Here is a 10,544-nt window from a genome sequence, read left to right on the forward strand (position 1 = left end):
ATTTTAATTTGCATGGCGATCCCTGTATTTTATGGTGGGACTGGACTCGCGATGTTTTTAGTCTTGATATTGGCTATTCTTCCATTGCTTTATTTATATTACATTTTCAACCTGAAGCAGTATGTAAGTAAAAGTTCAGGAAAAGTATCCTCATCCAAGACAGTTAAAACCACTCAAAGTAAAAGAATTGAAAGCCCGTCTGAAGGTCTTGAATCTCTTAAGAAATACACAAAAGAGGTTGAGGAGTTAAGGGATGTATTTGACAAGAAAGAGGAAACCGTTAGAAACTTAATTGAAAAACGTTTCAAACCGCCCCAAATCACTTACGATAGATTCATGTCAACTATCGACAAGTCACATGATCTGTTTTACAGTGAAGCGGACGGTGCATTGAACATTGCTAAACTGGCTGTTGAGGACACTCCAAGAGTGGAGGCCGAACTTGACAGCAAGATAAATACATTAAATTCAATCATTGACCAGATTGAAGATTTGACCAATGAACTTGTCATTAATATAAGCTCTGATGATAAATCACATGATGAGGTCAAAAGTCTGATTGATGATATGGAAAACCTGATTGATTCAGTTAAGGAATACGAGTGATTGAAATGACAAAACGTTGCCCAAAGTGTGGAAAGGAAATACCTGACGAATCAAATTACTGTTTGTCATGCGGATGCCACATAAACAATAAGGATAGCCCTTCAAAAAGGTCTGACATATTTTCAAACGGTAAGATATTTCTCGCATTGATATTTGTTGTGCTTGTTGTAGGCGGATTGCTGATATTTTCAATGATGGGCAATAATGACGATTCCGGGGTTGATGATTTAACCAGAGAGGCCAATGAATTTTCATTGACCATCAGTGACGTCACTGGATTTTATAATGATGAAAGTGATGATTATTTTTATTGGGTAGATGTATTGTTCCAAAAGGTACCTTCCAATAAAAAGGATTATATAGTTAGGACAACTTATCTAGATGAGAATAATAATACTTTAGGTAGAGAAATAGAATCCCTGTCAAATGCTTATTATGACACAGATTATCCTATTTCAGTAGGTTATCATACTTCATATAAATATATTGATGTGGATTCCGTAAAAGTTGAAATTGTTAGGGACGGAACAGTTATCAAAGAATGTTCCTCAAAAGTTGATAAGAATAAATTTAATTTTGATAAACCACAAGACAACGAAACAAAATAAGGTGATATAATGGCTGAATTTTCCTTAGATGTTGATGAAATAAAAAAAGATGTCGAAACTACTCTTAAAGAGGAAGAAGAAAAATTAGAAAATTCCAATCTTAAAGATAAAGCTAGTGAAAATGCTGTTGCAATTTTTGAAGCTGATTTAAATAATCCGACTGAAAGAGAAGGAATCCTAAAACCATTGGAAAGCTTCGGTATGGAAGACATGTCCAGAGCAGCCTCTAGAAATGAGCTTTTGGCCACCAGATTTGTCGACATAAACAAAGGGGGCAAGGAAGCGGAAAACATTGGAGATAAACTCTCTGAACTTGACAGGCAAATGAAGGACTTGGATCCAAGCAAGGTTGACTTCACCAAAAAAGGATTTTTAGGAGATTTGATGAATCCTGTTCGCAAATACTTTGCAAAATATGAAAAGGCAGAAACCGCCATTTCAAACATCATAGACTCATTGGACCACAGCGGTAAAGTTCTGCAAAATGATAACGTTACCTTATTGAGCGAAGAAAACTATCTGAGGGAAGTCACAAATAAGCTTCTTGCAGATATCGAGCTTGGTAAACAGATGGACGAGTCCATCGAAATGCAAATCCAACAGGCTGAAATTGATGGTGTTGAACAGGATAAAATCGCATTTGTCCGTGAAGAGATCTTGTTCCCTCTCAGACAAAGGATTATGGACATGCAACAGATGATTGTAGTCAATCAACAAGGAATCGTTTCACTCAATGTTATCAGGAGAAACAATAAGGAGCTAATTCGTGGAGTTAATAGGGCTAAAAATGTTACAGTATCCGCATTAAGAACCGGTGTGATGGTTGCAAGTGCTTTATATGACCAGAAAATCGTAATGGATAAGATTAATATTTTAAATGCAACTACAGAAAACATCATTGAAACAACTTCCCGCATGCTTAAGGAACAGGGCAGTGAAATTCAAAAGCACAGTGCTGAGACTATGATTTCACCTGATGTTTTGAAAGCGTCATTTGCAGAAGCCCTTTCAGCTATTGAGGATGTGAGCACCTATAAGGAGCAAGCTCTTCCTAAGATGAAAGAGACAATATTGATGTTCAGTGACATGGCCCATGAAGGCCAGAAGGTCGTTGAAAAAATCGAAACTAAAAATACCGATGCATTAGAATAAATATTGATAATTATGGATACCTTTGAAAAAATTAAAAAATCATGGTGGGTTTTGTTCCCATTAACATTTATATTTCCAGGATTTGGTTTTATCTACATAGGATTGAAGGCCTCAAACAAAAACTGGATAATAGAGGGAATTACCTATGAAATGCCTTGGCTTTTTTATTTCATAGCTTGCAGTATGTTTCCTGCAGAAATAATGGTACGTTATTATATATGGTTGTTACTTCTAGCAGCCTTCATAGCTTTAGTCAGGTCAATCATGGTTGCCTTAAAGCTTATAGAGGTATATGAGAAAAATAATGTTCCAAGGGTAACTGCAACCACAACTTCAGGTGGCTCCACTACTGCTGAAAACAAAAAAGGCAGTGATTCCAATTGGTCTAATTGCTGTGGTTGTTTGATTGCCATATTCATAATATTTGCAATAATTTCAATTCTTTAGAATGATTGATTAAATCATTCTCTATTTTTTTTAATAAAATTTATTTAAATCAAAACCTATAGTATACCTTATGAAATTAGTTGTCCAAAGAGTTACAAATGCGAGTGTTGAAGTTGATGGGAAAACCGTTGGCGAGATCGGTGAAGGATTAATGGTTCTGGTTGGCTTTGGAGTTAACGATACCACCAAAGAGGCTGATTATTTGGCAAAAAAATTGGTGAAATTAAGAATCTTTCAAGACGAAAACGGAAGAATGAACAAATCCGTTAAAGACATCAACGGCAAACTGTTGCTAGTTCCCCAATTCACTTTGTATGGTTCTACCAAAAAGAACAGGCCATCATTTCACAATGCATTAAACCCGGATGAGGCAACCGAATTGTTTGATTATTTCACAAATCAGTGCCGCCAAAGCATTGATGTTGAAACAGGCGAATTTGGAGCATATATGAAAGTCAGCCTGCTGAACAATGGTCCTGTAACAATACTGCTTGAAAAGGAATTTGAGGATTAGAATAGTTTTTCGCCGCTGTACTCGTTTTCCTCTGTGTATATTCTGATTAAGGTATCTACGGTGTCATCATACATCAGCCGGTATCCTATTGCCCCGCCGGCCTTGGATTCAACATTGTTTATTGAAGTGTCGCTGAATTCACCGCAATTGTTAATGATGTACCACATTCCATGTGGAGTATAGATGAAAAGCTCTCCTTCTCCGTTTTCAGCGCCATTCTTAAAGCTGTCCTGCGGGTCATATATTTTTGTTGAATGAATGGCTAATCTGGAGAGGTCCTGTTTTGGGTGAGTCCCTGTCTTTTTGAATAGAATATTTAACCAGTTATATGCATTGTCCTTAAGATTTGCTTTGGCCACAGGATCTTCAAAGGCCTTTTTGATTTTATCCTGTCTTTTTTCAAGGGTGTTTTCAATTCCAAGAATCTCCTCTACTTTTGCAACATCCTTTTCAAGGCACCTGTATCCTTCTGGCCTTCCGGTAACCTTGACGATGCCGTCAACAAAATCCTTTCTTCTGAAATCCCTCATATAGGGTTTGACCTTTTCAAAATCTTCATCAGGTATCCTTTGGTTTAAGCCGTATAAATATCCGTATTCATTGGCGTCATAGCATTTGGTTTCCAGTTTCAATTCTTTTTTATCTTCCATTTTAACCACATTCTTAAGTGTTAATATTATTTAATAGTGAATAGACATAATATATTTTATGGGAATATTAGACAAGGTTTTCAACAGAAAATCAGATGAAAAAGCTAAAAGGGAAGTTGGAGACAGCTTCGATAAGAATGATGCCGATGAAATTTTTGACATGCTTGACAAATTGGATACAAAAGAGGCCAAGAAATTAAGCAAAAATATGCAAAAGGAAGTTGATTTAACCAAAGAGGTTTCCAATTTATTGAAAGAGGCCAAAAAGACAAATTCCATTGAACTGTTTGAAAAGGTATTGGTGCTTCAGCCTGAAAATGCCGAAGCATATGAAGGCCTTGCCAATATCTATAGGAATAACGGTGATGCGGACAATGAAATAAAGGTCCTTAAAATGGCTGTCCAAAAGATTGACGGCAACAATAAAATAAAAAACAAGCTGATGCAAAGATTAAAGGAATTAAATTAATCTTCGGCAAGCTTTCTCAGGTTTTCGCCTGTCAGGTGGAACACGTTCCAGTCCTTTTGCTCGGCTCCCAATGACAGGTAAAATTCAATGCTGGGTTTGTTCCAGGCCAGACATGTCCATTCAAACCTTCCATAGCCGCGCTCAACTACAATTTCGGCAAGTTTTTTAAGTAGAGCTTTGCCGTAACCTTTTCCACGGTATTCCGGATCAACAAACAGGTCTTCCAGATGAAGGTTAACGTTGGAGATGTATGTTGAAAAGCTTAAGAAAAACAACGCAAATCCTATTTCATTTCCATCTTCAAGTGCAAATATCACTTCCGCCTGATGTTTGTCAAAAATCCATTTTTCCAGTTCATCCTCTGTTGCAATAACTTCATCCAGTCTTTTTTCATAATCGGCTAGCTTTTTAATGAATTCTAAAATCAAGCCAACATCGTCACGGGTTGCATCTCTAAATGTCAATTCAGGCATTGTTTGGTCTCCTTAATTTTTATTAAAGTTTGAAATCTTTTTAAAGAGTTTCCTTGATTTTGATTGATTAAATAATTTTTCATATTCATTTATCTCTTCGACATAACTGCTCATTTTGTCATATGTCATCCATTCAATGTGAACGTCAATTATTTCTGAATCCTTAACGTCCTTTTTGAATGTAAACATGTTATCATAATCAAGTAGATTGTGTCCTTCAAGGTACGGTTTTTTGTTAATTACCAATGAAGTGCAGTCTACCTTTATTTTCATTCTGTTATTGTTCTTATCACGTATGCTTGTGCCTCTAAAGCGCAGATTCACTTTTCCATCATTAATCATTTTCAGCTTCAAGTCAAGCTCGCCCCTATGGCTTTCGATGAAAAATCCATTTCCGGTTTCGTTTGTTAACCATGGAGCTTCATTGATTTGAAGGTACTTGTCAGTGTATTCCACAATATCGATGCTGTTGTTTTTCCCGCCCTCATTTTTCATGTCAAGCCTGATGAATTCATGGCCGTGCAGCTTTTTTAAATAGCGCTTTTTATAGTATTTGACTTTCACTTCAAACTCTTCGCCATCTTCGCACTCCATTGCCATATCAAAGATATATCTGCTGTCATGACTTATATTTGATGTTTCCACATCATCCTTGATTAGGCTGAAATCCTCTTTAATCATTTCAAAGAATTCTTTTTTATAAATGTCGCCGACGGACGAAAACCTGTAGAATGTAATGTCTATTTTCCGGTTTAGGATGGCATCTTTCAGCTCATCGTAATGGCCGTATTCCTTTGCAAGTTCAATAATCATGTCTGAAATTTTGAGAGTGTCTGAAAACTTCAAATCATTTGATGTGGTTATCGATTCATTCCTAACCCTTCTTTTATAGAGGTGCTTATCATGGAAAAGTACTTTATCTGCTTTAAACATTGCCTCAACAAAAAAGGGGTTGTCTTCAAAAATCAGCCCTTCGGGAAATTCCATGTCTGAAATCAGACTCCTCTTGAAAAATTTTCCGGGTGATGAAACGGCTATCTTCACGATTTCCTCGGTTATGTCGTCGTAGTTGAAAACGTTATCATGCACGGTTTCCTTTAGGGAATCCATTTCATAGTAATCTCTAGTGTATAGGGTTCGGGTTTCATCGTCAAAGTTAATCATTTTAAAGATTACCATATCCAAATCGTCTTTTTGACAAAGCCCATATAATTCTTCAAGAGCTTCAATCTCCAAAATGTCATCTGAGTCCATAAAATAGACATATTCTCCTTTAGCACTTTTTAAACCGACATTGCGTGTAAATGCAAGTCCATTGTTTTCTTGGGTAATAATATTGATTCTTGAATCATTCTTTTCGTATTCCTTTAATATCTCCAATGAATTGTCGCTGGATCCATCATCTATGCATATGATTTCCATATCGGTTAATGTCTGGTTGATGATGCTGTCTAAGCACTCTTCAAGATAATCTTCAGTATTATATACCGGTATGATAACAGATACTTTAGTCATTTCAACACTCCATAGATAATTATGTACTTTTTATTTAATTTATATTGCGGATAATAGTAAATTCCTTAATAAAATTTTTTTCTTGTAATGTAAAAGTATTTTTAAAACTTTCATCAGACATTTAACCATGTTTAGAAAAATGAGGCGTCTTGGACAGCAGTTGTCAGATGAAGAATGCATAGATATATTGATTAATGAACCCCGCGGTGTTTTAGCCGTTCTCGGTGATGATGACTATCCGTATGCCGTTCCGTTGAGTCATGTTTATGTTGACGGTAAAATCTATTTTCACGGTGCAAAAACAGGCCATAAGATCGACGCCATAAAAAAGCATTCAAAAGTTTCATATTGCGTTAAAGATAATGGCGTGAAGGAAAAGGACAGTTGGTGGTATACATTCAGAAGTGTCATAGTCTTTGGAAAAATCACCACTTTGGCCGATGATGCAGAAAAGATTGACAAATTGACCCATCTTGGAAACAAGTTCTTTCCAACTCCTGAAGAGACAGTAGATGAGATAAACCGGCTGCTTGACAAGACTGAAGTTTTTGAAATAACTATCGAGCACATGACTGGAAAAGTCGTTAAGGAGAAATGAAAATTTTTTCAAAAATTGATAATAATTGTTGTTATTTCACAATCTCATCTATCATTAGTCATCTTTTAAATCAGATTTTTTGCTTCAACATCATTAAAATAATATTAAATTCTATTAAATTACAGGATTTATTATAACTTTGAATTTAATTAATCATTATTTCGTTTATTTGACATGTTGAAATTGAATAAAAAATATATATTTTTAATTATAAAATATTCCTTATGATTGGAAACGATTGGGACAAAGCACTTGAGGCCGAGTTTGAAAAGGACTACTTTTTAAAAATCAGAGAATTCATAGATGAGGAATACCGGACAAAAACGATTTATCCGCCTTACGATGAGATATTCAATGCATTCAAGCTGACACCACTAAGCAACGTTAAGGTTGTGATTTTGGGCCAGGACCCTTACCACGAAAAGGGTCAGGCTCACGGGCTTGCCTTTTCAACACCTGAAGGACATCCGATACCAAGATCACTAAAAAACATCTTCAAGGAAATAAATGATGAATATGGCTATCCGATTCCAGAGTCAGGATGTCTTGAAAAATGGGCTTGTCAGGGAGTATTTTTGCTAAATACTGTTTTGACTGTAGAGGAGGGCAATGCAAACTCACACAGCAAATGCGGATGGCAAACATTCACAGATAATGTAATTGAAATATTGAATAACCGATCACAGCCAATCGTATTCCTGCTTTGGGGAAAACAGGCTGAAAAGAAAAGGAAACTGATTACAAATCCTAATCATTTGGTGCTGATAACTTCACATCCGTCCCCATTTTCTGCAAGGCGTGGTTTTTTAGGCTCCAATCACTTTAAGTTGGCAAATGAATTTCTTAGCCAGAATGGAGCTGGCAAAATCGATTGGAAGCTGTAATTCATTTCATGACTTTTTTCATTATTGAATACATAACTTTTGCAAAGGCTTTTTTTACAGGATTAAGTTTTACATCCGGAGAAAATTCATGGTTTATCAAGCCGGAAGTTTCCCAATATTTTTTATCTGCCTCAATCGGGTCACTTGATGAGGCCATAGCTCTCCAGACATTATAGTATAGGATATTAATGAATTTTGGGGAATGCATTTTTTCGGATTTGACATCCTCATTGAACTTACGAGAAATCTCATTGATATCCTTTGTCTCCAGTGCGTCCTTTCCACCGCATTTAATAGCTATTTTGTATGTCTTGTTGAATCCCCAATGCCTTAATGTTTCATCAATGTAATTGGCAACTTTCTTTTCTCCGGCTCCTGCAGTTGAGACAAGAACCAATGCCTTTTTGTCAAAGAATCGAGGCCTGTGGTAAAGATATGCGGTATGGTCTATGAAGTTCTTTAAAAGACCGGATACGTTCAGCGCATAAACTGGGGATGTTATTATCAGCCCGTCACAGTCATTAATTTTTTCAACAATGGGATTTATTATATCGAAGTGAGGACATTCCGTTTCAGATTCCATAATGCAATTGGTACATCCGTTACACAGGGGTATCTTTTCTTTCATCAGTTGAATTTCTTCAAATTCCCCATCCAAATTGCTTTGCGCCTGTTTGGCCATTTCCCAGGTATGTTTCTTTCTTGGTGAACCGTTTATAATCAGATATTTCATTTTTACATCTCGCTTAATTGCCCTTCCTGGACCTTTTTTTCCTTAAATTCGAATTTTTCATCAAATTCATCAACATCATTTTCATCTACATTAAACGCATCTGGATTTGAAAATATGCCTTCTTTCAAAGCATCTTCATTGAATATTTTAATCATGAAAAATGGACATTCTCCATCTTGATTGGTACCCTCCAAAAACAGATTGTACCTTGATGCACTTTCAAATCCGAATCTTCGGTAGTAATTTTCATCCCCGATTACAAATACAAGAGGGATGTTTTCATCTTCAATTAGTTTAAGGGTATGTCTTATTAATCTGGAGCCGTAGCCCTGATTTTGATAATCATTATCTATTGAAATTGGGCCTAAAACCAGTGCGGGTTCTCTTTTGCCGTCATTGCAGTTAATTGTTCCATAGGAATAATTGACATGGCCTATTATTTTGCCGTCCTTTTCAATAACGTATGCCAATTCCTTTACAAATGAAGGGTCATCCCTTAAATTGTGTACAATGAAGTGTTCCCATGCACCCGGACGATAAACGTTCCAAAATGAATCCCTTACTAGATTTTCCACTTCCAAATAATCATTTTCATCTTCGAGTCTTATTTTCATATTTTCACCCTACCTTGACTGAATTGTATATCAGTTCCATATGCTGCTGGCTTTTTTTGCCCAAATTCATTAAAAATTCATTGTCATCTTCAGGATAATTTATTATGAAATGTTCAATCAGCAGAAACAGCCCATAGTAAAAAAATGACCTGGCAAGCTGCGCTGACTCGCAGTCACGTTTAATTAGATTTTTTTCCTTCATCAAATCAAACAGTTCCGTCCAACCTTTAACTGCATTTTCAATCATTGCCACCTTAACGAAATCCTTTATCTTTTCATTGTGATATGATTCAATCAGAATTATTCTGGTTATCTTCATCATTTTATCTTCGCCCAGTTTTGACATATACAAATCCAAACCCATTTTATAGAAGTATTCAAAACCAACATCCAGATTTTCGCTTGCCTGTGCAATGGAAATCTCCTCTTTTGTCATTTCATGTATATAGAAATCCAGTATATCATCCATTATTGATTCCTTGCTTTTGTAATGATTGTATATGGAGCTTTCCTTGATTCCAACTTTGCCTGCAATCTGGCGTATTGACACCCTGTCATAGCCATATTGTGAAAATAAATCTATTGAAACATCAAATATCTTTTCTTTCGTTGTCATGTCATCATCAACTAACGCTTGTTAGTTATAATTTTATGGAATATCCATATAAAACTAACGATTGTTAGTTAAAAAATTTTAAAAAATAAACGGAATTAAGTCATTACTCCAAAATTGATTCCATTGCTTCCAAATGAAACAAAACCGTGTGTGCCGCTGTCGCCTGAAGGATAATCAAACCTTTGGGATTCGATAGAATTTACAATCTTATAGTTCTGATATTCATTATCCAGGATTGAATAGAATTCCGTATGGTTGTATTTGGAAGGGGATGCACTTTTAACTATCTCTTCAATTTCAGGGGTTATTTCACTGCCTCTCCAGGTGATGTAGTAGAACTCTTCACCTGCTGAAAACCATAATTTGGAGTTGTTTGTACCGTCATGACGGTCATAGCTCATGAAATGAATGGCGTCATGGCCTGAAACGTTAACCTTTTTTGCATAGCTGTTGTGCTCAAGGAAATATCCGTAAAGGCTCATAATCTGAGGATTGACGAATCTTATTGTAAATGTGTCTATATCCTCATCGAACTCATACATGTTGAAGTCACTTGAGTAGGGATTTTCATATTCCGGAGGAATCTTGAATTCCTCATATCCCACGCTGACGTTTTTCCAATTTGAGCTGTCTATGGCATTTGCTGAATTGATTAAGATAAAAAG

Annotated in this window: 15 protein-coding genes; 8 read left to right on the top strand and 7 right to left on the bottom strand. The window is 36.0% G+C overall.

Features of this window, described 5'->3' with window-relative positions:
* The 5 genes from ACJMLZ_RS04010 to dtd all read left to right on the top strand — a co-directional run.
* On the top strand, positions 1-606 hold a 606-nt coding region (locus ACJMLZ_RS04010; RefSeq protein ID WP_405304067.1), incomplete at its 5' end, for a hypothetical protein.
* 5 nt (positions 607-611) lie between these two features.
* Positions 612-1,214, top strand: a complete 603-nt coding sequence (locus ACJMLZ_RS04015) for a zinc ribbon domain-containing protein (RefSeq protein WP_405304068.1) — start codon at positions 612-614, stop codon at positions 1,212-1,214.
* 9 nt (positions 1,215-1,223) lie between these two features.
* Positions 1,224-2,366: a toxic anion resistance protein gene (locus tag ACJMLZ_RS04020; protein WP_405304069.1), complete on the top strand. Its 1,143-nt coding sequence runs from the start codon at positions 1,224-1,226 to the stop codon at positions 2,364-2,366.
* A gap of 102 nt (positions 2,367-2,468) precedes the next feature.
* A complete protein-coding gene (locus ACJMLZ_RS04025; RefSeq protein ID WP_405304070.1) occupies positions 2,469-2,813 on the top strand; it encodes a hypothetical protein in 345 nt (114 codons plus the stop codon).
* Positions 2,814-2,883: 70 nt separating this feature from the next.
* Entirely contained in the window at positions 2,884-3,327 is a 444-nt protein-coding gene (dtd, locus tag ACJMLZ_RS04030; protein ID WP_405304071.1) for a D-aminoacyl-tRNA deacylase, read from the top strand.
* Here dtd and ACJMLZ_RS04035 read toward each other — a convergent pair.
* On the bottom strand, positions 3,324-3,977 hold the full coding sequence (locus tag ACJMLZ_RS04035) for a hypothetical protein (protein ID WP_405304072.1): 654 nt from the start codon (positions 3,975-3,977) through the stop codon (positions 3,324-3,326). The two genes, dtd and ACJMLZ_RS04035, sit on opposite strands and share 4 nt — an antisense overlap.
* Before the next feature lie 58 nt (positions 3,978-4,035).
* Here ACJMLZ_RS04035 and ACJMLZ_RS04040 point away from each other — a divergent pair, with 58 nt between their 5' ends.
* Positions 4,036-4,446, top strand: a complete 411-nt coding sequence (locus ACJMLZ_RS04040) for a tetratricopeptide repeat protein (protein WP_405304073.1) — start codon at positions 4,036-4,038, stop codon at positions 4,444-4,446.
* Here the strand turns inward: ACJMLZ_RS04040 and ACJMLZ_RS04045 are convergent.
* Both ACJMLZ_RS04045 and ACJMLZ_RS04050 read right to left on the bottom strand, forming a co-directional pair.
* Positions 4,443-4,919, bottom strand: coding sequence for a GNAT family N-acetyltransferase (locus tag ACJMLZ_RS04045; RefSeq protein WP_405304074.1), 477 nt, complete (start codon positions 4,917-4,919; stop codon positions 4,443-4,445). The two genes, ACJMLZ_RS04040 and ACJMLZ_RS04045, sit on opposite strands and share 4 nt — an antisense overlap.
* A gap of 12 nt (positions 4,920-4,931) precedes the next feature.
* Positions 4,932-6,434: a glycosyltransferase family 2 protein gene (locus tag ACJMLZ_RS04050; RefSeq protein WP_405304075.1), complete on the bottom strand. Its 1,503-nt coding sequence runs from the start codon at positions 6,432-6,434 to the stop codon at positions 4,932-4,934.
* Between the two features lie 127 nt (positions 6,435-6,561).
* On the opposite strand from ACJMLZ_RS04050, the gene ACJMLZ_RS04055 reads away from it, so the two are divergent.
* Both ACJMLZ_RS04055 and ACJMLZ_RS04060 read left to right on the top strand, forming a co-directional pair.
* The gene (locus ACJMLZ_RS04055) at positions 6,562-7,032 is read left to right on the top strand and encodes a pyridoxamine 5'-phosphate oxidase family protein (RefSeq protein WP_405304076.1); all 471 of its coding nucleotides are present in this window, start codon (positions 6,562-6,564) and stop codon (positions 7,030-7,032) included.
* A 224-nt stretch (positions 7,033-7,256) separates the two neighbouring features.
* The gene (locus ACJMLZ_RS04060) at positions 7,257-7,916 is read left to right on the top strand and encodes a uracil-DNA glycosylase (RefSeq protein WP_405304077.1); all 660 of its coding nucleotides are present in this window, start codon (positions 7,257-7,259) and stop codon (positions 7,914-7,916) included.
* A gap of 1 nt (position 7,917) precedes the next feature.
* Here the strand turns inward: ACJMLZ_RS04060 and ACJMLZ_RS04065 are convergent, their stop codons facing one another.
* From ACJMLZ_RS04065 to ACJMLZ_RS04080, 4 genes are all read right to left on the bottom strand, one after another.
* The gene (locus ACJMLZ_RS04065) at positions 7,918-8,649 is read right to left on the bottom strand and encodes a flavodoxin family protein (protein WP_405304078.1); all 732 of its coding nucleotides are present in this window, start codon (positions 8,647-8,649) and stop codon (positions 7,918-7,920) included.
* A gap of 2 nt (positions 8,650-8,651) precedes the next feature.
* The gene (locus tag ACJMLZ_RS04070; RefSeq protein WP_405304079.1) at positions 8,652-9,263 is read right to left on the bottom strand and encodes a GNAT family N-acetyltransferase; all 612 of its coding nucleotides are present in this window, start codon (positions 9,261-9,263) and stop codon (positions 8,652-8,654) included.
* Between the two features lie 4 nt (positions 9,264-9,267).
* Positions 9,268-9,879, bottom strand: coding sequence for a TetR/AcrR family transcriptional regulator (locus tag ACJMLZ_RS04075; RefSeq protein WP_405304080.1), 612 nt, complete (start codon positions 9,877-9,879; stop codon positions 9,268-9,270).
* Positions 9,880-9,974: 95 nt separating this feature from the next.
* On the bottom strand, positions 9,975-10,544 hold a 570-nt coding region (locus tag ACJMLZ_RS04080), incomplete at its 5' end, for a hypothetical protein (RefSeq protein WP_405304081.1).

Origin of the sequence: Methanobrevibacter sp. (assembly GCF_045126245.1) — an archaeon.
In the GTDB taxonomy this organism is placed as follows: Archaea; Methanobacteriota; Methanobacteria; order Methanobacteriales; family Methanobacteriaceae; genus Methanocatella.

Bases quoted from the DNA above. Each gene is read 5' to 3' on its own strand.
- ACJMLZ_RS04055 (WP_405304076.1), top strand. From the start codon at position 6,562: ATGTTTAGAAAAATGAGGCGTCTTGGACAGCAGTTGTCAGATGAAGAA.
- ACJMLZ_RS04070 (WP_405304079.1), bottom strand. From the start codon at position 9,263: ATGAAAATAAGACTCGAAGATGAAAATGATTATTTGGAAGTGGAAAAT.
- ACJMLZ_RS04060 (WP_405304077.1), top strand. From the start codon at position 7,257: ATGATTGGAAACGATTGGGACAAAGCACTTGAGGCCGAGTTTGAAAAG.
- ACJMLZ_RS04065 (WP_405304078.1), bottom strand. From the start codon at position 8,649: ATGAAATATCTGATTATAAACGGTTCACCAAGAAAGAAACATACCTGG.
- ACJMLZ_RS04075 (WP_405304080.1), bottom strand. From the start codon at position 9,879: ATGACAACGAAAGAAAAGATATTTGATGTTTCAATAGATTTATTTTCA.
- ACJMLZ_RS04045 (WP_405304074.1), bottom strand. From the start codon at position 4,919: ATGCCTGAATTGACATTTAGAGATGCAACCCGTGACGATGTTGGCTTG.
- ACJMLZ_RS04040 (WP_405304073.1), top strand. From the start codon at position 4,036: ATGGGAATATTAGACAAGGTTTTCAACAGAAAATCAGATGAAAAAGCT.
- ACJMLZ_RS04020 (WP_405304069.1), top strand. From the start codon at position 1,224: ATGGCTGAATTTTCCTTAGATGTTGATGAAATAAAAAAAGATGTCGAA.
- ACJMLZ_RS04035 (WP_405304072.1), bottom strand. From the start codon at position 3,977: ATGGAAGATAAAAAAGAATTGAAACTGGAAACCAAATGCTATGACGCC.
- dtd (WP_405304071.1), top strand. From the start codon at position 2,884: ATGAAATTAGTTGTCCAAAGAGTTACAAATGCGAGTGTTGAAGTTGAT.
- ACJMLZ_RS04015 (WP_405304068.1), top strand. From the start codon at position 612: ATGACAAAACGTTGCCCAAAGTGTGGAAAGGAAATACCTGACGAATCA.
- ACJMLZ_RS04050 (WP_405304075.1), bottom strand. From the start codon at position 6,434: ATGACTAAAGTATCTGTTATCATACCGGTATATAATACTGAAGATTAT.